The organism is Microbacterium sp. UBA7513 (genome assembly GCF_002478345.1).
In the GTDB taxonomy this organism is placed as follows: Bacteria; Actinomycetota; Actinomycetes; order Actinomycetales; family Microbacteriaceae; genus Microbacterium.
Window position 1 is genome coordinate 1 of the sequence record NZ_DLNJ01000003.1, and the last position, 21,484, is coordinate 21,484.

The 21,484-nt window shown below is 69.6% G+C and carries 18 protein-coding genes and 2 tRNA genes; 15 read left to right on the plus strand and 5 right to left on the minus strand.

The window, feature by feature from the left end; all coding sequences use genetic code 11:
- From B2W79_RS01445 to B2W79_RS01460, 4 genes are all read left to right on the plus strand, one after another.
- The coding region (locus B2W79_RS01445; RefSeq protein ID WP_292786177.1) for an ATP-dependent Clp protease ATP-binding subunit at positions 1-1,868 on the plus strand (1,868 nt) is incomplete at its 5' end.
- 201 nt (positions 1,869-2,069) lie between these two features.
- Entirely contained in the window at positions 2,070-2,570 is a 501-nt protein-coding gene (locus B2W79_RS01450) for an amino-acid N-acetyltransferase (RefSeq protein ID WP_259955273.1), read from the plus strand.
- Between the two features lie 61 nt (positions 2,571-2,631).
- Positions 2,632-3,276, plus strand: coding sequence for a hypothetical protein (locus tag B2W79_RS01455; RefSeq protein ID WP_292786181.1), 645 nt, complete (start codon positions 2,632-2,634; stop codon positions 3,274-3,276).
- Between the two features lie 242 nt (positions 3,277-3,518).
- Positions 3,519-3,929: a dehydrogenase gene (locus B2W79_RS01460; RefSeq protein ID WP_071329951.1), complete on the plus strand. Its 411-nt coding sequence runs from the start codon at positions 3,519-3,521 to the stop codon at positions 3,927-3,929.
- Between the two features lie 18 nt (positions 3,930-3,947).
- Here B2W79_RS01460 and radA read toward each other — a convergent pair whose 3' ends face one another.
- Entirely contained in the window at positions 3,948-5,315 is a 1,368-nt protein-coding gene (gene radA, locus B2W79_RS01465; protein WP_292786186.1) for a DNA repair protein RadA, read from the minus strand.
- A gap of 100 nt (positions 5,316-5,415) precedes the next feature.
- On the opposite strand from radA, the gene B2W79_RS01470 reads away from it, so the two are divergent.
- Genes B2W79_RS01470 through cydC form a run of 5 tightly spaced genes read left to right on the plus strand, consistent with a single transcriptional unit; the run spans position 5,416 to position 11,854 of the window.
- On the plus strand, positions 5,416-6,090 hold the full coding sequence (locus B2W79_RS01470; RefSeq protein ID WP_071329953.1) for a helix-turn-helix transcriptional regulator: 675 nt from the start codon (positions 5,416-5,418) through the stop codon (positions 6,088-6,090).
- Entirely contained in the window at positions 6,077-7,492 is a 1,416-nt protein-coding gene (locus B2W79_RS01475; RefSeq protein ID WP_071329954.1) for a cytochrome ubiquinol oxidase subunit I, read from the plus strand. The genes B2W79_RS01470 and B2W79_RS01475 overlap by 14 nt, the downstream gene beginning before the upstream one ends.
- A gap of 14 nt (positions 7,493-7,506) precedes the next feature.
- Positions 7,507-8,535, plus strand: a complete 1,029-nt coding sequence (cydB, locus tag B2W79_RS01480) for a cytochrome d ubiquinol oxidase subunit II (RefSeq protein WP_071329955.1) — start codon at positions 7,507-7,509, stop codon at positions 8,533-8,535.
- On the plus strand, positions 8,532-10,190 hold the full coding sequence (gene cydD / locus B2W79_RS01485; protein WP_292786207.1) for a thiol reductant ABC exporter subunit CydD: 1,659 nt from the start codon (positions 8,532-8,534) through the stop codon (positions 10,188-10,190). Before cydB ends, cydD begins: the two co-directional genes overlap by 4 nt.
- A complete protein-coding gene (gene cydC, locus B2W79_RS01490; RefSeq protein ID WP_292786208.1) occupies positions 10,187-11,854 on the plus strand; it encodes a thiol reductant ABC exporter subunit CydC in 1,668 nt (555 codons plus the stop codon). The genes cydD and cydC overlap by 4 nt, the downstream gene beginning before the upstream one ends.
- A 3-nt stretch (positions 11,855-11,857) precedes the next feature.
- Here cydC and B2W79_RS01495 read toward each other — a convergent pair whose 3' ends face one another.
- Complete coding sequence (locus B2W79_RS01495; RefSeq protein ID WP_292786209.1) at positions 11,858-12,640, minus strand: hypothetical protein; 783 nt, start codon at positions 12,638-12,640, stop codon at positions 11,858-11,860.
- A gap of 176 nt (positions 12,641-12,816) precedes the next feature.
- Between B2W79_RS01495 and B2W79_RS01500 the strand changes: the two genes are divergently transcribed.
- Entirely contained in the window at positions 12,817-13,863 is a 1,047-nt protein-coding gene (locus B2W79_RS01500; RefSeq protein ID WP_292786210.1) for a hypothetical protein, read from the plus strand.
- Between the two features lie 45 nt (positions 13,864-13,908).
- Positions 13,909-13,999, plus strand: a tRNA-Ser gene (locus B2W79_RS01505).
- A 64-nt stretch (positions 14,000-14,063) separates the two neighbouring features.
- On the opposite strand, the gene B2W79_RS01510 is transcribed toward B2W79_RS01505, so the two are convergent.
- The 3 genes from B2W79_RS01510 to B2W79_RS01520 form a co-directional block, all read right to left on the minus strand.
- Positions 14,064-15,251 (minus strand): PrsW family intramembrane metalloprotease, encoded by a 1,188-nt coding sequence (locus B2W79_RS01510; RefSeq protein WP_071329960.1) that lies wholly within the window; start codon positions 15,249-15,251, stop codon positions 14,064-14,066.
- Positions 15,248-15,877 (minus strand): hypothetical protein, encoded by a 630-nt coding sequence (locus tag B2W79_RS01515; protein WP_292786211.1) that lies wholly within the window; start codon positions 15,875-15,877, stop codon positions 15,248-15,250. The genes B2W79_RS01510 and B2W79_RS01515 overlap by 4 nt, the downstream gene beginning before the upstream one ends.
- 118 nt (positions 15,878-15,995) lie before the next feature.
- On the minus strand, positions 15,996-17,360 hold the full coding sequence (locus B2W79_RS01520) for a sulfatase-like hydrolase/transferase (RefSeq protein WP_292786213.1): 1,365 nt from the start codon (positions 17,358-17,360) through the stop codon (positions 15,996-15,998).
- A 131-nt stretch (positions 17,361-17,491) separates the two neighbouring features.
- On the opposite strand from B2W79_RS01520, the gene B2W79_RS01525 reads away from it, so the two are divergent.
- The 4 genes from B2W79_RS01525 (at position 17,492) to B2W79_RS01540 (ending at position 21,199) form a co-directional block, all read left to right on the plus strand.
- Positions 17,492-17,564 (plus strand) — tRNA-Ala (locus B2W79_RS01525).
- A 144-nt stretch (positions 17,565-17,708) separates the two neighbouring features.
- The gene (locus tag B2W79_RS01530) at positions 17,709-18,437 is read left to right on the plus strand and encodes a GntR family transcriptional regulator (protein ID WP_292786215.1); all 729 of its coding nucleotides are present in this window, start codon (positions 17,709-17,711) and stop codon (positions 18,435-18,437) included.
- A 230-nt stretch (positions 18,438-18,667) separates the two neighbouring features.
- Entirely contained in the window at positions 18,668-19,804 is a 1,137-nt protein-coding gene (locus tag B2W79_RS01535; RefSeq protein WP_292786218.1) for an alpha-hydroxy acid oxidase, read from the plus strand.
- A 42-nt stretch (positions 19,805-19,846) separates the two neighbouring features.
- Entirely contained in the window at positions 19,847-21,199 is a 1,353-nt protein-coding gene (locus tag B2W79_RS01540; RefSeq protein ID WP_292786221.1) for an MFS transporter, read from the plus strand.
- The last annotated feature ends 285 nt before the right edge of the window (positions 21,200-21,484 follow it).

A 21,484-nucleotide genomic window follows, 5' to 3' on the forward strand; every position in this document is an offset into this window, starting at 1 on the left:
AGACCGCCGTCGTCGAGGGCCTTGCCCAGGCGATCGTCAAGGGCGATGTGCCCGAGACGCTGAAGGACAAGCAGCTCTACTCGCTCGACCTCGGCTCGCTCATCGCCGGTTCCCGCTACCGCGGCGACTTCGAGGAGCGTCTGAAGAAGGTCACCAAGGAGATCCGCACGCGCGGCGACATCATCGTCTTCATCGACGAGATCCACACCCTCGTGGGTGCGGGTGCCGCCGAGGGCGCGATCGACGCGGCCAGCATCCTCAAGCCGCTGCTCGCCCGCGGTGAGCTCCAGACGATCGGTGCCACCACGCTCGACGAGTACCGCAAGCACTTCGAGAAGGACGCCGCGCTCGAGCGCCGCTTCCAGCCGGTGCAGGTGAACGAGCCGACGCTGCCGCACGCGATCAACATCCTCAAGGGGCTGCGCGACCGGTACGAGGCGCACCACAAGGTGCAGATCACCGACGGCGCGATCGTGGCCGCGGCGAACCTCGCCGACCGCTACGTCTCCGACCGCTTCCTCCCGGACAAGGCCATCGACCTGATCGACGAGGCGGGCGCACGCCTGCGTCTGTCGATCCTGTCCAGCCCGCCCGAGCTGCGCGAGTTCGACGAGAAGATCGCCGCCGTGCGCGAGCAGAAGGAGATCGCCTCCGAGGAGCAGGACTTCGAGAAGGCCGCCTCGCTGCGCGACGAGGAGAAGAGCCTCCTCGCCGAGCGTCTGCGTCTCGAGAAGCAGTGGCGTGCGGGTGACGTCGCGACCCAGGCGGTCGTCGACGAGGGACTGATCGCCGAGGTTCTCGCCCAGGCGACCGGCATCCCCGTGTTCAAGCTGACGGAGGAGGAGTCCAGCCGACTCGTCTTCATGGAGAAGGCGCTGCACCAGCGCGTCATCGGTCAGGAGGAGGCCATCGCGGCGCTCTCCAAGACCATCCGTCGTCAGCGTGCCGGCCTCAAGGACCCGAAGCGTCCCTCGGGCTCGTTCATCTTCGCCGGCCCCACGGGCGTCGGAAAGACGGAGCTGGCCAAGGCGCTCGCGGAGTTCCTCTTCGACGACGAGGCCGCGCTCATCTCGCTCGACATGAGCGAGTTCGGCGAGAAGCACACCGTCTCGCGGCTGTTCGGTGCCCCTCCCGGGTTCGTCGGCTTCGAAGAGGGTGGCCAGCTCACCGAGAAGGTGCGGCGCAAGCCGTTCAGCGTGGTCCTCTTCGACGAGATCGAGAAGGCGCACCCGGACATCTTCAACTCGCTGCTGCAGATCCTGGAAGAGGGTCGCCTCACCGACGGTCAGGGTCGGATCGTGGACTTCAAGAACACGGTCATCATCATGACCACGAACCTCGGTGCGCGCGACATCGCCGGCGGCCCCGTCGGCTTCCAGATCGAGGGCAATAACGCCACGAGCTACGAGCGGATGAAGGGCAAGGTCAACGAGGAGCTCAAGCGGCACTTCAAGCCCGAGTTCCTCAACCGCGTCGACGACATCATCGTCTTCCCGCAGCTGAGCAAGAGCGAGCTGGTGCAGATCGTGGACCTGTTCACGAAGCGCCTCGGCGAGCGTCTGCTCGACCGCGACATGACGATCGAGCTGTCGCAGTCCGCCAAGGAGCGCCTGATCGAGATCGGCTTCGACCCGGCCCTGGGTGCGCGTCCGCTGCGTCGCGCGATGCAGCACGAGATCGAGGACCGTCTGTCGGAGAAGATCCTGCACGGCGAGCTCGACTCGGGTGACCACGTGAAGGTCGACGCGAAGGACGGGGAGTTCCTGTTCGAGCACGGCCCGCGCGGCGAGAAGGTCGCGGTCGGTGTGAACACCGGCGGCGGCGCGATCTCGGGCACGCCCGACCTGGCGATCACCGGCAACGACTGATCCTCGACACGATCACCCGAAGGGGCGGATGCGACGGCATCCGCCCCTTCGTCGTCTCCACCCCGTCGCGTCTGGGCACAGCTTCGGAGATGAGAGACGACACACGGGGCGCGGCTCCCTGGCGCCGGGGTGTCGGCCGGGATCTCCGAAGCTGTGCCGCGTCTGGGAGTCGTCGGGAGGGGCGGGTCCTAGGCTGGTCGGGTGAGCGCGTACATCGTCCGGCCGGCCCGCAGCGCCGACATCGTCAGCATCCGGAACCTGCTCCAGCCGATGGTGGAGCAGCGCATCCTGCTCGGCAAGGACCTCGCGGTGCTCTACGGCGCCGTGCAGGAGTTCGTCGTGGCCGAGGCCGACGGTGAGCTGATCGGCTGCGGGGCTCTGCACGTGATCTGGGAGGACCTCGGCGAGGTGCGCACCCTGCTCGTCCGCGACGACTGGCTCCACCACGGCGTCGGACGGGCGATCGTCGAGCAGCTCGAGGAGAACGCGCGCGCGCTCGGGCTCACCCGCCTGTTCTGCCTCACGTTCGAGGTCGACTTCTTCGGGCGTCGCGGCTTCACCCCGATCGGGGAACAGGTCGTCGACCCCGACGTGTACTCGCAGCTCCTGCGCAGTGGCGACGCCGGAGTCGAGGAGTTCCTCGATCTGGCGCACGTGAAGCCCAACACGCTCGGCAACACGCGCATGCTCAAGGTGCTCTGAGGCCGGGCCGACCGCCTCGCGCCTCCCAGGCTCGCGGAGGGGGATCGCTTAACCTGGAGGCATGCCCCGTCACTCCGCCGCCGTGTACCGCCGTCGGCGGCTGGCCGTGCTGCTCGGGCTGATCCTCGTCGTCGCGCTCGTCGGCGGCTCCGTCTGGCTCCTCATCGCCCGGCCGTGGGCGGCCACCGGCGCGCAGGAGCCGGCGCCCGCGCCGACCTCCTCCGCCTCTCCCGGACCCACGCCGTCCGGTTCGGCCTCCCCGGCGCCTTCGCCATCCACCGACGCCACTCCGGCTGTCGTCGCGTGCGAGGCGAAGGACGTCGAGGTGAAGGCCGTGACGGACGCGGAGTCGTACGCCGACGGCGCGTCGCCGAAGCTCTCCATCTCGCTGACCAACAAGGGTGCCAGGGACTGCACGATCGACGTGGGCTCCACGACCCAGGTCTTCACGGTCTCCAGCGGCTCGGACGTGTGGTGGCGTTCGACCGACTGCCAGGAGAACCCGAGCAGCATGATCGCCACACTCACCGCCGGGTCCACCGTGGTGAGCAAGGAGCCGGTGGTCTGGGATCGCACCCGATCCAGCGTCGAGACCTGCGCGCAGGAGAACCGGCAGCGCGCGCCCGGCGGTGGCTCCTCATATCACGTGGGTGTGTCCATCGGTGGGTTCCCCAGCGCCACCACCACCCAGATCCTTCTGTTCTGAGAGCCCCGACCGGTACTTGTGCTGACAGGGCCCGGTCTTTGGGATACCATAGAGGTGACTCTCCCGCTATGCGGCAACATGCCATCCCCAGTGGCGTCGAATCACAGCGTCCCCAGCGCTTCGACACCGCCGCTCGAGAGTCCGAGGGCCCTCTCGAGTACCCCAGTCCCCAATGGAGGACTCGAGAGGGCCCCAATCTTTCTCCGGCGCCGCCACGCCGCCCCGATGCCTAAGCTGGAACCATGGCAGCGAAGAAGTCGAAGTCCGCGAAGAAGAAGCCCGCGCCCGAGGACTTCCGGTCGGAGGCTCTGGCGCTCGCCCTCGAGAAGCAGGACGTCGCCGCCGTCGCCCTCGCGCTGCGCCACGGCACCACGGTCGTCCCGCTCATCAAGCCCGGAGCCCGTGACAACCCGCTCGACAGCGGCGAGGTGTGGACCTATCGGGACCCGAACTCGGGTGACCTCGCTCTGCTGCTCTTCAGCGACGCGAAGAACAAGCCCGCGAACCTGCCGCCCGGCGTCGGCATCTACGACGCCGCCTGGCTGCGCGCCTTCCTCTCCGCGCACCCGATCACGACCGTGTTCCTCGACATCGCGGGACCGCACCCGATGCAGGCCGACCCGGTGGAGCTGCTCAAGGCGCTCGACGCCTGACCCGGGCGGTCCTCCGGCTCAGAACGGCGGGATATCGTGGTCGGGACGACGGGCGCTGTTGCGTGCCCGGATGTCGCCCAGCGCCGCGCGCAGGGTCTTCGAGCGGTCATCGACCACCTGCTCGTAGCCGAGTCGGGCGGCCTCGGACCGCCGCTGCGCCGCCTGCGTCACCGGCCGCACCTCGCCCGCGAGGCTGAGCTCGCCGACGGCGGCGACCGTGCGCGGAACCGAGATCATCTGGATGGACCCGGCGACGGCGATCGCGATGGCGAGGTCGGCCGCGGGTTCGGTGAAGCGCACGCCGCCGACCGTGGATACGTAGACGTCGAGGCTGCCGGTGGGCACGCCCGCCCGTCGCTCCAGGATCGCCAGCACCATGGCCACCCGTGAGGAGTCGAGGCCGTGCACGATGCGGCGCGGGTTCGGAGCGTTGCTCGGCACGGTGAGCGCCTGCACCTCGACGGGGAGGGCACGACGGCCCTCGAGGGAGATGGCCACACAGGTCCCGGGTTCGGAGGCGCCCTGCGACAGGAAGAGACCGGAGGGGTCCGGGACCTCGGCGATCCCGTCTCCGGTCATCTCGAAGCAGCCGACCTCGTCGGTGGGACCGAAGCGGTTCTTGAGCGCGCGGATGAAGCGCAACGAGGTCTGGCGGTCACCCTCGAAATGGCACACCACGTCGACGAGGTGCTCCAGTACCCGCGGCCCCGCCACCTGGCCGTCTTTCGTCACGTGCCCGACGATGATGATCGGCAGATCGCGCTCCTTCGCCACCCGGATCAGGGTTGCGGCCACCTCCCGCACCTGGCTGGGCTGGCCGGCAGCGCCGTCGGTGAGGGACGACGACACGGTCTGCACGGAGTCGACGATGACGAGCTGCGGCTGCACATCGTCGATGTGACCGAGGATGGTGGCGAGGTCGGTCTCGCTCGCGAGGTAGAGCTCATCGTGCAGGGCCCCCGTCCGCTCCGCCCGCAGGCGCACCTGGGCCGGCGACTCCTCGGCGCTCGCGTAGAGCACCCGACGCCCGCTCCGCGCGGCCTGCGCGGCGACTTCGAGCAGCAGGGTGGACTTGCCGACGCCGGGCTCGCCGCTGAGGAGGATCGCGGCACCCGGCACGATGCCCCCGCCGAGCACCCGGTCGAACTCGCCGACCCCGCTCGTGCGGCGCGGCGCGTCCTGCGTCGTGATCTGCGTGATCGGGCGCGCCGCGCGATCGGCGGTCGGAGCGAGCGCGTTCACGCGTCGGAGGATGCCGGTCTGCGCGGCCTGCTCCTGCACCGTGCCCCACTGCTGGCACTCCCCGCAGCGACCGACCCACTTCGCCGTCGTCCACCCGCACTCGGTGCAGACGTACGCGGGGGGAGCAGGTTTCCGGGTGGCCATGCCCTCAGGCTATCGGCGGCATCAGACATCCCTATCGACCAGGCGATTATTCACGGCCCGGTTCCCCCACCGGGCACCGACCCCGGCCGATAATTGAGACATGTCCAACGGCGGGTCCGTCTGCGGGCCGATCTCCAGCTACTCCCGGGTGCGCATCCTGCACCTCCTCTTCGAGGCCGGGCACTCCGGTGCCTCCGGGGAACTCGCGATCGGCGATCTGTGCGAGGCCACCGGCCTCCACCCGAACACGGTGCGCGAGCACCTGCAGCGGCTCATCGAGGGCGGCTACGTCATCCCGACCGTGGAGCACCGCACCACGCGCGGTCGCCCGCGCACGCTGTACCGCGCTGCCACGGGTGCGCCGGATGCCTCCAGCCCGGTCGCGCGGAACAAGGCCAAGGCCGCCGCCCGTCGCGGCGACCTCCTCCGCAGCGTCCTCCCCGGTACCGGGACCGCCCTCGGCAAGGACGCCACCTACCAGCTCGACGCGCTCGTCGAGCACCTGGAGGAGAGCGGCTTCGAGCCGGTCGTGGACGACCGCGGTCTGACCGTCGATCTGAGCCCGTGCCCGCACGCGGCCGGCCGGCCGGAGGACCGCCCGATGCTGTGCCAGGTGCATCTCGGGCTGATGCAGGGCATCCTTGCAGAAGCGGGGGGTCCGCTCGAAGCCGAGTGCGTGCGCGAGGCTGCGCTCCCCTCCGAATGCACCGTGCAGCTGCGCGACACCGCCGCGCAGACGTCGAACAGAACGGGAGTCGCTCATGGAATGGCTTGATCCGCTCGCCCTGGCCCGATGGCAGTTCGGCCTGACGACCGTCTACCACTACCTCTTCGTCCCACTGACGATCGGCATGGCGCTCGTCTCCGCCATCTTCCAGACCGCGTGGGTGCGAACGGGCAAGGTGCAGTATCTGCACCTCACCCGCTTCTTCGGCAAGATCTTCCTCATCAACTTCGCGATGGGGGTCGTCACCGGCATCGTGCAGGAGTTCCAGTTCGGCATGAACTGGTCGGACTACTCCCGCTTCGTCGGCGACGTCTTCGGCGCCCCGCTCGCCTTCGAGGGGCTGCTGGCGTTCTTCTTCGAGGCGACCTTCATCGGCCTCTGGATCTTCGGCTGGGACAAGCTCCCGCAGAAGATCCACCTGGCCACCATCTGGTGCGTCTCGATCGGCAGCATCCTGTCGGCGTACTTCATCATCGCCGCCAACGCGTTCATGCAGAACCCGGTCGGCTACACGTACAACGAGGTGACCAACCGCGCCGAGCTCACCGACTTCTGGGCGCTGCTGACCAACCCCGTCGCCCTCGCCGCGTTCCCGCACACCATCTTCGGCGCGCTCATGTTCGCCGCCGGTGTCGTCATCTCGGTGTCCGCCTGGCACCTGGCGCGCGGGCAGCACTTCGACACGATGCGCATCTCGCTGAAGTTCGGCCTCTGGGCGATGATCTTCTCCACCGCGGGCGTCGTGCTCACCGGCGACCAGCTGGGCCTGGCGATGTACGCGGCGCAGCCGATGAAGATGGCCGCCGCCGAGGCGACGTTCAACACCGTCTGCGGCGCCGATGCCTCCTTCAGCCTCTTCACGCTGGGCACGCCGGACGGCAGCTCGGAGCTGTTCTCGATCCGGGTGCCGTATCTGCTGTCGCTGCTGTCGACCCACACGCTCGACGCCTGTGTGCACGGCATCAACGACCTGAACGCCGAGTACGCCCAGACGTATGCGAGCACGGGCCTCACCGACTTCGCCCCCGTCCTGTGGATCACGTACTGGTCGTTCCGCTGGATGATCGGCCTCGGCATGGCCGCCGCCCTCGTCGCCGTCGCCGGCCTCTGGGTCACCCGCAAGAAGGCCACGAAGCCGGTCGCGCCGTGGATGTGGAAGGTCGCGATCTGGTCGTTCCCGCTCGCGCTCGCCGCCAACATCATGGGCTGGGTGTTCACCGAGATGGGTCGACAGCCCTGGATCGTGTTCGGCCTGATGTCCACCCGCGACGGCGTCTCGCCCGGCGTGAGCGGGCTTGAGGTCCTGATCTCGCTGATCGCCTTCACCGCGATCTACGCCACGCTGGCCGTGGTCGAGGTCCGGCTTATCGTCAAGGCCGCCCAGAAGGGGCCGGACACCGACGAACAGCCCCATGAGGAGACGGCTCAGCTGCCGTCGGTCGTGTACTGAGAGGAACGAGCATCATGGATCTCGCAACGATCTGGTTCTGGGTGGTCGCCTTCCTGTTCGTCGGCTACTTCGTCCTCGACGGGTTCGACTTCGGTGTCGGCATGTCGCTGCCGTTCCTCGGCAAGAACGACGTGTCCCGCCGACAGGTCATCAACACGATCGGTCCCGTGTGGGACCTCAACGAGACGTGGGTCATCGTGGCCGGGGCGTCGCTCTTCGCCTCGTTCCCCGAGTGGTACGCCACGCTGTTCAGCGGGTTCTACCTGCCGCTGCTGCTCATCCTGCTCGCGCTCATCCTCCGCGGCGTCTCGTTCGAGTACCGCCATCAGCGGGAGAGCCGGAAGTGGAAGCAGGGCTTCGACCGGATGATCGTGATCGGCTCCGTCGTCCCTGCGCTGCTCTGGGGCGTCGCCTTCGGCAACATCGTGCAGGGGGTGGCGATCGATGAGAACCACATCTACGTCGGCGGCTTCTTCTCGCTGCTCAACCCGTACGCGCTGCTGGTCGGTGTGACGACCCTGCTGCTCTTCTTCCTGCACGGCGTGCTGTTCGTCGCGCTGAAGACGGACGGTCAGGTGCACGAGGATGCACAGAAGCTCGCGAAGAAGGCGGCCATCCCGACGATCCTCGGCGCCGCCGCGACGGTGATCTGGACGGTCGCGATCGCGATGGGCCGCGAGGCCCCGCTGCTCTGGCTGGTCATCGGCGCCGGTGCGCTCGCGGCGGTCAGCCTGATCGCGGCGGTCGGCTTCTCGCTCGTCCGTCGCGACGGGTGGGCGTTCTTCGCCGGAATGCTCACGGTCATGTTCGCCGTCGTCATGCTGTTCTCCGCCCTGTTCCCGTTCGTCATGCCGTCGACCATCGACCCGGCGTACAGCCTCACGATCGCCAACGCGTCCAGCACCCCGTATACGCTGCAGATCATGAGCTGGACCGCGCTGATCGCACTCCCGCTGGTCATCGCGTACCAGACCTGGACCTACTGGGTGTTCCGCAAGCGCGTCACCCGCCGGTCGATCGAGGGGGCTCCGGCGCACGCGTGAAACCCGTCGATCCGAGGCTGCTCCGATACGCGGCCGCCGCCCGGGGGTTCCTCCTGGCGTCGGCCGCGATCGGCATCCTCCAGACCGCGGTGACGATCGCCTTCGCCTGGCTCCTCACCGAGGCGGTCGTGGGCGCCATCGCGGGGCGCGACGTCACGGCGACCCTGCTCTGGCTGCTCGGGACCGCGCTCCTGCGGGGTCTGCTCATCGCGGCGTCCGACGCCGCAGGCACCCAGGCCGCCGCCCGGACCGGGATGCAACTGCGCGCGGCGCTCGTCGCGGCCGTCGGGCGTCTCGGCCCGGGCTGGCTCGCACAGCGCAACCAGACCCAGGTCGCCGTCACCGCCGGTCACGGCCTGGAAGCCCTGGACGCGTACTTCGCCCGGTACATCCCGCAGCTCGTGCTCACCGTCATCGCGACGCCGGTGCTCGTCGCGGTCATGTGGTGGCAGGACTGGCCGAGCGGACTCACCGCCGTCATCACCCTGCCGCTCATCCCGCTGTTCCTCATCCTCATCGGCATCGCGACCCGCACGGTGCAGAAGAAGCAGTGGCAGACCCTGCAGCACCTCGCCGCCCGCTTCGCGGACACGGTCCAGGGGCTGTCGACGCTGCGGCTGTTCGGCCGGGACCGCCGGGCGGCCGACCGCATCGAGGTGACCGCCGACGAGTACCGCCGCGAGACCATGAAGGTGCTGCGGTTCTCGTTCCTCTCCGGGTTCGCGATGGAGCTGCTGTCGTCGCTCGCGGTCGCGCTCATCGCGGTCGCGGTCGGGTTCCGCCTGCTGTCGGGTGACCTGAGTCTGGAGGTCGGGCTCTTCGTGCTGCTGCTCGCCCCGGAGGCCTTCCTCCCGATCCGTCAGGTGGGCGTGCAGTTCCACGCGGCGGCCGAGGGTGTCGCGGCCACGGAGGACGTGTTCGACGTGCTCGATGCGGCGCGCGACCGGGACCGCGGCGGCGTGCGCCCGCACGACCCCGGCACGGATGCACGACCGAACCCTGTGGACTCGTCCGGCAGCCGGGCCGACGTCGTGCCGGCGGGGCGGGAACTCGTGGTCGAGGGACTCCGCGTGCGAGACCTTCCGCCGGTGTCCTTCGTCGCGGAGCCCGGGTCGGTGACCCTGATCGAGGGGCCGAGCGGCTCCGGGAAGTCGAGTCTGCTCGCCGCCCTCCGCGGGGCGGTGGAGTCCACGGGCACGGCGACCTGGGGCGGACGGGACATCGCCGAGCTCGCACCGTCCGACTGGCTCGCCTGGGCCGGGCAGACGCCGGGGCTGATGCGCGGCACGGTCGCGGAGAACGTCGCCCTCGGGGATGCCGCTCCCGACCTCGCCCGTGTGCGCCGGGCGCTCGACGCCGCGTGCGCCGAGGGCATCGAGGCCGACCGCGTGCTGGGTGTGCAGGGCGCAGGGCTGTCGGGAGGACAGGCGCAGCGCGTCGCGGTGGCCAGGGCGCTGTACCGCCACGACGGAATGCCGGAGCGGATGCTCGCGCTCGATGAGCCCTCCAGCGCCCTCGACGCCGACACCGAGGAGCGGCTGTGGCGGTCACTGCGCGCGCGGGCGGATGCCGGCGCGACCATCCTCCTCGTCTCGCACCGCCGCTCGGCCAGGGGCATCGCCGACCGGATCGTGGCGCTGGGGGTGAGCGCATGAACGAGACGACCCGCAGCGACCGGGTCCGGGAGGTGCTCCGGCTCGCGCAGCCGCCGTTCCGCCGCTTCCTCCCCGGGCTGATCTGGGGCGTGCTGTCGGCGGCCGCCGCCGTGAGCCTCCTCGCGGTGAGCGGCTGGCTGATCGTGAGCGCGTCGATCGTCGACTCCCTCGTGCCGCTGTCCATCGCGGTCGTCGGGGTGCGGTTCTTCGCCGTGACCCGAGCCGTCACGCGGTACCTCGAGCGGCTCAGCGGTCACGACGCCGCCCTCCGACAGCTCGCCACGACCCGGTCCGACATGGTGCGCCGCCTCATCCCGCTCTCGCCGGCGGGGCTCGGCGCGACGGACCGGGGCCAGGTGCTCGCGGCTCTCGTCGACGACGTGGAGAACCTGCAGAACCTCCCGCTCCGGGTCGTGCAGCCGCTCGCCGTCTCGGGCGTGGTCGCCCTGGGGGCCGTCGGCTTCCTCGCCTTCGTGTCGCCGCCCGCCGCGCTGACCCTCGCCGTCTGCCTCCTCGTCGCCGCGCTCGCCGCCGTCGGGCTGGGCTGGATCTTCGGCTCCCGTGCGGAGGCCGCGGTGTCGGCGCGTCGGGCCGAGGTGTCCGCCGCCCTCGTCGACTACTTCGGCAGCCTCGACGTCCTGCTCGCGTTCGGTGCGGAGGCGCAGGCCCGGGAGCGCATCCGCGAGGCCGACGCCGCCCTGCGCCGGGTCGTCGGCCGGGCGTCGCTGGCACAGGCCGTCGCCGCCGGAGTGGTCTCGCTCATGGCAGGGGTCGCATCCGTCTGGGCACTCGCGGTGGCGGCCCCTGGCCTCGCCACCGGAGTCATCGACGCCCCGTGGCTCGCGGTCGCGGTGCTCGTGCCGATGGTCGTGTTCGAGGTGTTCGGTGCCGTTCCGATCGCGGCAGCCTCGTGGCGGAGCGTCCGTGCGAGCGCGGAGCGCATCGTGGACGTGCTGCCCGAACGGATGCCGCCGGAGCTGCGGACCGACGCGGGGGAGGACGTCGAGGTCGACGGCGTCCCCGCGCTCACGCTACGGGGAGTCACGGCGCACTGGCCCGGAGGAGCAGCGGCGCTGACCGGCATCGACCTCGACCTCGCGCCCGGCGAGCGCATGCTCGTCTCCGGCGCGAGCGGTGCGGGCAAGAGCTCGCTGGCGGCCGCGCTCGTCGGGTTCCTCCGCGTGAACGGCGAATACCGGATCGGCGATCTCGACGCGGCGGCGCTGTCCGGGCCCTCGCTGCGCCGCGTCGTCGGTCTGTGCGAGCAGCAGCCGCAGCTCTTCGACGAGGACGTGCGGCAGAACCTCCTCTTCGCCAGGGACACGGCCACCGACGAAGAACTCCTCGCCGTGCTCGACCGTGTGGGACTCGCGGCGTGGGTGCGCGAGCGCGGAGGGCTCGATGCGCGGGTGGGCGACCGCGGTGCGCTGGTGTCCGGCGGTCAGGCGCAGCGGATCGCTCTGGCTCGCGCGCTGCTCCGTGGCTTCCCGGTGCTCGTGCTGGACGAGCCGACGGCGGGCGTCGACCCCGAGGCCTCGGACGCTCTCCTGCGCGACCTGCTGCAGGCGACGGGGGAGCAGTCGGTGCTGCTCATCTCGCACGTGGCGCCGCCCGCGGGGACGGTCGACCGGGTCGTGCGGATCGAGGGCGGCCGGACGGTCTGAGCCTCAGCCGACGAGGTTCATGTCGGCGGGCGGCTCCATCACGATGCCCTGCGCCTCGAACGCGCGACGGCGCTCCTCGATCCGGCGGTGCATCTCGACCTGGGCCTCGTCCACCACACGCGGGTCGAGGTCGACCGTCGGCGGATGCGGGTCGCCGTGGTGCGCGGCGATGTATGCGTCGAGCTCAGGGCCGCTGGTCCAGGAGGTGATGAGCGCGTACCGGGGGCCGGTACCGCGATGCCATACGGCATGCCAGAAGCGCTGCGTGTCGACGATGATCCGGGAGCCGGCGCGCAGCGGCAGGCGGACCTCGGTGGCCGGGTCGAACCGGTCGGAGCGGAGGATGAGCATCGAGTCGGTGTCATCGGTGAGGTTGTAATACCCGCGGACCACCCAGCCCGTGCCCGGCTCGTTGAGGCGGTTGTTGTCGTCCTGGTGCAGGTTGTAGATCGCGTCGGCGTAGTCGTTCGGCTGGAGCTCGATGACCCGGCAGCGGCCGACGCCGGCGCCCGGGGCCAGGGCGCGGCGCTGCAGGGTCGGGGCGATCGCGACCTGTGAGGGAATCCAGACGCCGTCCTTGTCGGTGCGCGGCGGCGTGTGGTTCCAGAAGCCGTTGCAGTCGATGTCGCCCGCGTAGCTCGTCAGGGGCGCGAAGCGGGTGATGCCGGAGGAGCGCCAGCCGACGTACTCGAGGTCCCGCCACTCGGACGGGTCCACCGGGGTGGTCTCGTCGTAGAGGACCACGTATCCGGTCTCGGCGAGCGCCGCAGACGTGATGAATCCCATGCTGCTTGCATCCTTCCCGTCGTTCTGCCCCCGGAGGCGGCGGGTTCTTAGGCAATCCTAATCCCGACCTCCCCTCGCCGACCCACCCCCTTGCGTGTGTCCCACCCCCTTCCGCCCGCACGCAGCGGGGTGGCTCGGCCGGAAGGGGGTGGGTCGGCGAGGGATATCCTGAGGCCATGACGCAGCCCCAGGGTGCCCTTCTCGTGGGCAGTGTGAACTTCGACGACGCCGAGACCACGATGCGCACGGCGGCGGAGCTGCTCGGCGACCGGTTGCGCCGCATCCCGGACGGCGAGGTGGGCAAGCGGTTCCACTGGATCATGTTCCAGCCCGACGTCATCGGCCAGGCGGACGGCATCGAGCGGATCGGCGACGAGCCCATCCCGTTCCCCGCCGGCATCGACGCACGGGGTCTCCGGATCGCCGAGGGCGTGGACCCGGCGACGATCGCACTGCCTCCGCTGGGGTACGCCTCGGCCGCGATCGAGTCGTACGGGCTCTTCGCCCGGCTGCGTGAGGAGGGGGCCATCCCGGCGGGCACCCGGTTCCAGGTGTCGCTGCCCACCCCGCTCGCCGTCATCTCCTCCTTCTTCCACGGCGACGACCGGGCCGCGATCGAGCCCGTGTACACCGCCGCGATGCTCCGCGAGCTCGACGAGATCCTCGCGGCGATCCCGCACGACGACCTCGCGGTGCAGTGGGACGTCGCGAGCGAGATGGGCATCCTCGAGGGGGCCTCCGGCTACGGCGCCGTCATGGCGGCGTGGTGGCCCGGTGACCCGTTCGACGGACTCGTCTCGCGTCTGGCCGCCCTCGTCGACGCCGTCCCGGACGGCGTGGAGGTGGGCGTGCACCTCTGCTACGGCGACGCGGGGGAGAAGCACTTCTTCGAGCCGACCGACGCCGGCTCCCTCGTCCGCTACGCCAATGCGGTCATCGCCGCGGCCCATCGCCCGCTCACCTGGCTGCACCTTCCCGTGCCGATCGGTCACGACGACGAGGCTTACTTCGCCCCACTCGCCGCGCTCACCCCGGTCGAGGAGCTCTACCTCGGCCTCGTGCACCGGGAGGACGGCGCGGAGGGTGCGCGTCGCCGGATCGCCGCCGCCATCCCGTTCGCGCCGGAGTTCGGCGTCGCCACGGAGTGCGGCATCGGGCGTGCCCCCGCCGGATCCACGAAGGGCATCCTCCGCGCCCACGCCGAGGTCGCCACCGCCTGGTGACCCGCCGATTCGCGCGCTCGGCCCCGGTGTCGTAAACTGATCCGCGGTGACGTGTCCGAGCGGCCGAAGGTGCAACTCTCGAAAAGTTGTGTAGGGTAACCCCCTACCGTGGGTTCAAATCCCACCGTCACCGCCATGGAAACCCCCGAGAAATCGGGGGTTTTTCCGTGTCCCCGCCCATCAGCGGGGTTGCATGCGCCTCAGCTCCGAGCCTGGATGCGGAGCCTGGAGACCTCGCCGCGGGCGTGCTCGAGCTCTTCGGCGTGCTTGTCGTCCGGTTGGGCGATGGCGTGCACGAGGTCGAACAGGGCGTGACGGAGGTGCTTTCGGGCTCGCCTCTCGCGGTGGCCGGGAGCGGCTCGCAACCATGTCTTCCGGGCCTTGCGGTCGACCATGGCCTCGATCTCCTCGTCGGTGACGGTGCCGGCTGCGACCTCGGGCGCGAGAAGGTCGCGCACGAACTGGTGCTCTCGGGGCGCGGCGAGGCGGAACGCGATGCTGAGAATGACGAGGGCGAGGATGACGGACCCGGCCATGACCGCGACGACCCCCAGACCGTTCCCGCCGCCGAGACCGGTGGCGTCGTCCCAGGTGAAGTGGAGGAACATGCCGGCGAGGACGAACAGGATGCCGCGGAGCACACGCCGCGGCTGAGCAGCCGTGCCGAGGATGTAGATCGCGCCGCTGCAGACCAAGGCGCTGAACAGAGGGTGCGAAACCGCGCTGGTGGCGATGCGGGTGATGGAGATCGTCACAGCGGCGCTGTCCGGGTTCGCACTGAGCGAGGTCATGGTGCCGTTGGCGGCGTAGAGGAAGTCCTCGAAGACGGCGAAGCCGAGGCCGAGGAAGGCGCCGATGATGAGTCCGTCGTTCGCGGTGCGGATGAGGCGCGGGGCGAGCCCCATCAGCAGGATGAGACCGCAGAGCTTCGCGAGTTCCTCGGTGAAGGGAGCGGTCAGGCCTGCCGCCCAGTTCGCAGCCCAGTCCTGGCCGAACAGCTTGGGGTAGATGCCGAGCATGGCGGAGTTGACGGGCAGAGCGAACGCGAACGTCGCCGGGATCGCACCCCACACCAGGGCAGCGGCGATCAACCCGCCGGGCTGGCGTTCCCACCGGTCGATGTGGTGGAACCATCCGGCCCACGCCGCCCCGCTGAGCAGGCACAGAACGGCGGCGACGGCGAACGGCTCGGCGTAGAACACGACGTCGCTGCGGAAGTACGACCAGATGTGCACGACACCGATGCCGGTCAGCACGACGTACACCCAGAAGCAGAGGTTGCGGAGCTGGACGAACCGGAACGGCTGCCCCCACCCGGAAATGTCGATGGCGACGCGCTGCCGCTCCTCGGGGTCCAGCGTTGCGGTGCCGAGTGTCTGCTGGCTCATGAGGCGTCCTCCGCGTCGAGGGTACGGATGCTGGCGACCATGTCGGCGATCTGCTGTGCCGCAGCCTTCATCTGCGCGGGCGAGCCGTGTGCGGTCACCTTGATTCCCGTTCCGTCGATGACGAATGCGGCGATGACGCCGTCCTCGTTCATGCTGCTGTACTGCTGAAGGACTCCGCTCTCACCGGAGTCGGTGCGCATGGTCGCCGCAGCGCCGTCGACGCGGAAAGCGGGGTCGACGGTTGCCGCGGTGACCTTGTCGATCTGAGCGAGCAACTCTTGGGGGGTGCCTTCGAAGGCGCCCGTCGTCACATCGAACTCAACGCCCGAGCCCGTGAGCGTCGCGTCGCCGCTCTGGTCCACAGACCCGTCCGCGTTCAGGCGGTGACCCGCCTCGATGTTCCACCCCACGGCCGGCGTGAAAGCGATGTCCTCGGTGAGTGCGAGCTCGTCACCGGCGACCACCGGGTCGTTCCAGGGGATCGCCGCATCGATGCGGGGGATCACGACCGTGAACACGAGGAACACGACCCCGACGAAGATCGCCTTCGCGAACGTGCGCCTGTCCAACCCGAGCACTCGATGCTCGACCGCCACCCGTTCGTCCGCGGACGCGACTCGCGACATCGACAACCTCTCCGTCTGGTGGTAGCCGATGCGCCACCTTCCACGACACTGTCAGGGGCGAGCAGACCTCGTCAACATCACCATGGCGACCGCGCTGGAGAAGAGTCGCCGACGGGGCCTAGCCTCCGGTCGGCCCCGGGATGTGGTCTATGGGTGCACCTGCGGGGATCAATGGCTCGCGCTGCACCGAAGCGCGGAACTCGCCGAGGATGCGGTTGAAGTGCGTGATCGTCCAGCTGTGCAGGTACTGCGCGTCGATCGGCTCGCGCTCCTGCGGGTCCGTGATCAGATTGATCAGGTGCGGCGAGCTCAGCTCTGCCGGTGGATCGTTCGCGTAGCGTTGGGCGACGAGAGCGAGTTTGAAGTTCCGCCACTTGACGCCGTACAGCTTCTCACCCATCCAGTAGGGAAAGCCGTCACGTGCCGACGCCTCTTGGTGACCGGCGAGCCAGTTCGACTGGTCGACGCCGTCGATGACGCGGTCGTCGGGCAACTCCGCGCCGGCTGCGGAGATCAGCGTGGTGAACCAGTCGGTCACATGCATGATCTCGTTGCTGACGACGCCTTCGGCGACGTGGCCGGGCCACTGCACGATGCAGGGGGTGCGCAGGTTCCCCTCGCCGCCGGCGAAGTAAGACCCTTCGAAGAAGCCCGGCGTGCCGCGCCAGGTGAGTACCTCCTCCGGGCCGTTGTCACCGGCGAACACGATGATCGTGTCGTCGGAGAGGCCGAGCTCGTGGATCAGGTCGACGAGGCGGCCGAAGTCGGCGTCGAGCTCGAGGAGCGCGTCCGACCATTCGCCGTTGCCGGAGGTGCCCTGGAACTCTTCCCGGGCGAGGACAGGCATATGCATGAGCGAGTGGTTGAAGTAGACGAAGAACGGCTTGTCCTCATCGACCGATGCGCGCATGAAGCGTTCCGCGCGCTCGAGGTACTCGCGGTCGACGTCCCGCCGCACGTCGAGGGTGAGCTGGACGCCTTCGGTCACGTCCGCGTCGCCGTGCTTGCCTTCCCGCATGCGCGATACCGGGTCGCGTTCGGGGTCGTACCAGGGATCGGAGGGCCACAGCGCCTCGTCGTAGGTGCGGGCCGGTCCGTACCACTCCCGGAACCCCTTGTCGGTGGGCCAGCGCCCCGCGCCTTCGCCGACGTGCCACTTGCCGTACACCGCACACGCGTACCCGGCCTCGGAGAGGACGTCGCCGAGGGTGCGCTCCCACGCAACGAGTCCCCATCCGCCCGGAGCGCCGAGGGGCACGCTGTGGGTGCCGGAACGGATCGAATACCGCCCCGTCATCAGAGCCGAACGGGTCGGCGTGCACTGGGCTTCGGGGGCGTAGTTCGTCATGCGGAACCCGCGTGCCGCGAACTCATCGATGCGCTTGGTCCAGGCGCCCCGCAACGGACCGCCGCTGTAGCAGCTGAGTTCGCCGAACCCCAGGTTGTCGACATGGAAGAACAGAATGTTCGGTCGCGTGGTCAAGATCGTGCCCCCTTCGACTCCGCCATCGCCAAAGATACGACCCACCGCGGTGGGTCGCCAGCGATAGATCAGCGAACTTCAACGCTCGACGTGTCCGGGATCCCGAGCGTGATAACGTAGATGTCGTTCACGGGCCTATGGCGCAGTTGGTAGCGCGCCTCGTTCGCATCGAGGAGGTCAGGGGTTCGAATCCCCTTAGGTCCACAGGAACAGAACGAAGGAACCTCGCCCCGCAGCTCGCGGGGCGAGGTTCTTTCGTTGGAGCTGGCGCACGGGCCCGATTCGACCGCTGCGACGAGACCGCTCAGCAGCGGCCGGGGGTCGATTCGGTGCCCCTAGGCTGAGGGCATGGACGCGACGCCCAGCGAATCCGGCTCGACCCTGCACACGCATGCCGTCGACAGTCGGCGCCGTGCCGCGGCTCTCGGCGACGGGAATCGGGTCCTTTCGCGCACGCAGAAGGTGTACGTGGCGCTCCGGGACGACATCGTCCGCACCCGGCTCGCCCCGGGCGAGGTCGTCATCGAGCCCGAGCTGGCCGCGCGCTTCGGGGTGTCGAAGACGCCGGTGCGGGAGGCCCTGCAGATCCTCGTCGTCGAGGGGCTCGTCGTCGCCCTTCCCCGACGCGGATACGTCGTCCGCCCGCTGGGCATCAACGAGGTGCGCGAGGTGCTCGACCTGCGGTTGATCATCGAACCGCCGATGGCGGCGGGGGCGACCCGCTACGGCAACGAGGCCTTCGTCGAGGAGCTCAGCTCGATCCTGGAGGCGCAGCGCAGCGGCTCCGGTACGGCGGAGCTGACCGACGCGGCGCGCGCGTTCCACGAGTGCATCCTCGGCGCGGCGCGCAACGCTCGGGCGAAGACGCTCATGAGCGGCCTGTTCGACGAGACGACACGGAGTCATCATCTGATCCCGGCCATCGATGCGCGCATCCACTCGGACGTCGAGAACAACGGACACCAGCAGGTGCTGGAGGCGATCCGCACCGGAGATCCGCAAGCCGCCGAGGAGGCCATGCGCCGTCATCTCGTCGAGCTGCGGGAGTTCGTCCTCCACGCTTTCCTCGAGGCCTGAACCACCCTCGCCTCGTCCTCGTGGCGTCATGAGCGCTTTAGATATATCTCAGGAATATGCCTATTGTGGCCAAGATATTCGACGGCTATGGTGGGTGCCGACACCGCGGTCGGCTCTTCGGCCTCGATGGGAGTTGCCGAGAGGATCCAGGATTGTTGCGACGTCGTATCCGCACCTTCACCGAGCTGTTGAGCTTCGCTCCGCCCGCGTTTCCCACCGAGGCGAAGCGCGTGGCTGAAGCCCGCAGCCTCGACGACCTCCGACGGCTGGCGAAGCGACGCGTTCCCGGATTCGTCTTCGACTACGTCGAGGGTGCTGCGGTGACCGAGCAGGCTGCGCGCGACAACGAGTCGGCCTTCGCCCGTCGGAAGTTCGTGCCCTCCGTCACGGAGAGCGCCGCGGGGGCGTCACTCGCCACCCGGCTGCTGGGACGCGAGCACGCGATGCCGCTCGGCATCGCGCCGATCGGTCTCACCGCCCTCATGCGGGCGACCGGCGAGACCGACGGTGTGCGCGCGGCCGCGAGCCGCGACGTGCCCTTCGTGCTCTCCACGATGGGCACGCGGAGCATCGAGCACGTCGCAGACGCGGCCCCCGGTGCGCGCCGCTGGTTCCAGCTCTACCTGCGGCGCGATCGCGCCGCGTCGCTCGCCCTGATCGAGCGGGCCGCCGCGGCAGGGTTCGACACGCTCGTGCTGACCGTCGACACCCGGGTCCCGGGGCAGCGCTACCGCGACGACCGCAACCGGCTTTCGATGCCGCCGCGGCTGACGTTGCGCACTGCCGCGCAGTCGGCACTCCACCCGGCGTGGTCGCTCGACCTCCTGGCGCACGACGCACCGGCCATGGCGAACTTCGGTCCGCGGTCGGGAAGCGTCACCGACGTGGTGAGCAGCATGTTCGATCCCGCCCTGTCCTTGGACGACGTGCGGTGGCTGCGGGGGAACTGGGCCGGGCCCATCGTGGTGAAGGGCGTCCTCTCCGCCACCGACGCCGAGCGCTTCATCGACGCCGGCGCGGACGCCATCTGGCTCTCCAACCACGGTGGGCGCCAGCTGGACCGTGCGATCGCGCCCATCGAGGTCGTGGGCGCCGTGCGGGCCGCCCTTGGCGACGACATCCCCCTCCTGCTCGACTCCGGTATCCGCAGCGGACTCGACGTCGTGGCCGCGATCGCCGCGGGGGCCGACTTCGTCTTCCTCGGCCGGGGATACATGTACGGCCTCATGGCGGGCGGCCGCATCGGAGTGGAGCGGGCGCTCGACCTCGTGGCGGACGAGACCCTGTCGACGATGCAGCTTCTCGGCGTGCGCACGACCGCCGAGCTGCGCGGCCGGGGGACCGCGGTCCTCGCGCCCACCGGATAGCCACGACCACGCCAGTACTTTTCAATGACGAAAGGACACCCCATGGCCCACGAACAGCAGCGCACCATGACCCCGCAGGCGAGGCGCGCGATCGCCGCCGCCTACTTCGGCACCCTCATCGAGTGGTATGACTACGCCCTCTACGGCGCCGCCGCGGGTCTCGTGATCGGCCCGCTCTTCTTCCCGGACGTCATCCCGGCTTCCGCCTCGATGCTCGCCTTCGCGACCTTCGCCGTGGGCTTCGTCGTGCGGCCGCTCGGCGGCCTCCTCATCTCCCACCTCGGCGACCGGGTCGGCAGGAAGCCCGCGATGATCCTGACCATCGTGCTCATGGGGATCGCGACCGTGGGCATCGGGGTCCTCCCGACCGCCGAGGCGATCGGGGTGGCCGCGCCGATCCTGCTCATCCTGTTCCGCTTCATCCAGGGCTTCGGTGCCGGAGCGGAACTCGCCGGTGCCCTCACGCTCGTCGCGGAGTACGCACCCGAACCGCGCCGGGGAAGGGTCATCGGACTGGTCACCTCGGGCGCCCCGGGCGGAGCGTTCCTCGCGACGCTGGCCTTCACGTTCGCCTCGATGCTTCCCGGCGACGTGCTGCTCGGCTGGGCCTGGCGCATTCCGTTCCTGGTCTCCGCCGTCCTGTTCGTGCTGGCGCTCTGGATCCGTCGTCGTCTGGAGGAGACGCCCGAGTACCGGGATGCTGTGGCGAACGCGGAGCAGTCCGCGACGAAGGTGCCCTTGGCGGAGCTCTTCCGGCGCAGTCCTCGCGAGCTCATCCTCGGCTTCTTCAGCGTCTGCGGGCACAACGTGACGAACTACGTGCTGAGCGCCTTCGCGCTGAGCTATCTCACGCTGACGGTCGGCATGCCCCGGGTCGAGGCGCTGATCTCGGTCCTGGTGTCCTCGCTGCTCACCGCCTTCGCTCCCGTCCTCGGTGGGGTCGCGGTCGATCGTTTCGGGGCCAAGCGCGTGGTTGTCTTCGGTTCCGTCGCCGGGATCGTCCTCACGTACCCGGTCTTCCTTTCGCTGCAGTCCGGCGACCCGGTGCTGGCCGCTCTCGGGATGACGGCGCTCGGTGTCATCGCGGTGGGAGCGACCGCCGCCTCCACCGGAACCTTCCTCACGAATCTCTTCCCGACCCGCTACCGCTTCACGGGCGTCGCGACGGCCCGAGAGCTCAACGGCGCTCTGGTCGCGGGGCCGACCCCCCTCATCGCCTCCGCTCTCGTCGCGGCCGCCGGGGGAGGCCTCTGGCTCGTGGTGCTGTTCGTCATCGGCGCCTGCCTGGTGTCACTGCTGGCCGTCGTCGCGACGCCGAAGCGCGTCGGGGATATGCAGCCCGAGGACCACTCCGACTCCTCCCGATTCGCGCCGGCGGGAAGGGCCGCGGACTGAGGGGCGGGCGACACGCCCGGGAATCGACGGTGATTTGCCCGATGCTCGGAACCCACGTAAGTTATTAGCTGTTCGCCCCAAACGGTTGAGCGGAGGTCCTCGGACCGGCTCCCGTCAAGCATCGAACACCTCCCGAATCCCACACACTCTGAGTGAACAGGATGAAGGATGCTGATCCGTTCCCACGGTCAGGCCGAAGAAACTCGGACTTGACAACGGAAACGAGATCGGTAAGATAGAGAAGTTGCCCTGCGGGCCTGGTTGTGATGGCTGGGTCGTGGGAGC

Excerpts from the sequence above, each read along its gene's own strand:
- B2W79_RS01455 (WP_292786181.1), top strand. The coding sequence starts at position 2,632 with ATGCCCCGTCACTCCGCCGCCGTGTACCGCCGTCGGCGGCTGGCCGTG.
- B2W79_RS01460 (WP_071329951.1), top strand. The coding sequence starts at position 3,519 with ATGGCAGCGAAGAAGTCGAAGTCCGCGAAGAAGAAGCCCGCGCCCGAG.
- radA (WP_292786186.1), bottom strand. The coding sequence starts at position 5,315 with ATGGCCACCCGGAAACCTGCTCCCCCCGCGTACGTCTGCACCGAGTGC.
- B2W79_RS01470 (WP_071329953.1), top strand. The coding sequence starts at position 5,416 with ATGTCCAACGGCGGGTCCGTCTGCGGGCCGATCTCCAGCTACTCCCGG.
- B2W79_RS01475 (WP_071329954.1), top strand. The coding sequence starts at position 6,077 with ATGGAATGGCTTGATCCGCTCGCCCTGGCCCGATGGCAGTTCGGCCTG.
- cydB (WP_071329955.1), top strand. The coding sequence starts at position 7,507 with ATGGATCTCGCAACGATCTGGTTCTGGGTGGTCGCCTTCCTGTTCGTC.
- cydC (WP_292786208.1), top strand. The coding sequence starts at position 10,187 with ATGAACGAGACGACCCGCAGCGACCGGGTCCGGGAGGTGCTCCGGCTC.
- B2W79_RS01495 (WP_292786209.1), bottom strand. The coding sequence starts at position 12,640 with ATGGGATTCATCACGTCTGCGGCGCTCGCCGAGACCGGATACGTGGTC.
- B2W79_RS01500 (WP_292786210.1), top strand. The coding sequence starts at position 12,817 with ATGACGCAGCCCCAGGGTGCCCTTCTCGTGGGCAGTGTGAACTTCGAC.
- B2W79_RS01510 (WP_071329960.1), bottom strand. The coding sequence starts at position 15,251 with ATGAGCCAGCAGACACTCGGCACCGCAACGCTGGACCCCGAGGAGCGG.
- B2W79_RS01515 (WP_292786211.1), bottom strand. The coding sequence starts at position 15,877 with ATGTCGCGAGTCGCGTCCGCGGACGAACGGGTGGCGGTCGAGCATCGA.
- B2W79_RS01530 (WP_292786215.1), top strand. The coding sequence starts at position 17,709 with ATGGACGCGACGCCCAGCGAATCCGGCTCGACCCTGCACACGCATGCC.
- B2W79_RS01540 (WP_292786221.1), top strand. The coding sequence starts at position 19,847 with ATGGCCCACGAACAGCAGCGCACCATGACCCCGCAGGCGAGGCGCGCG.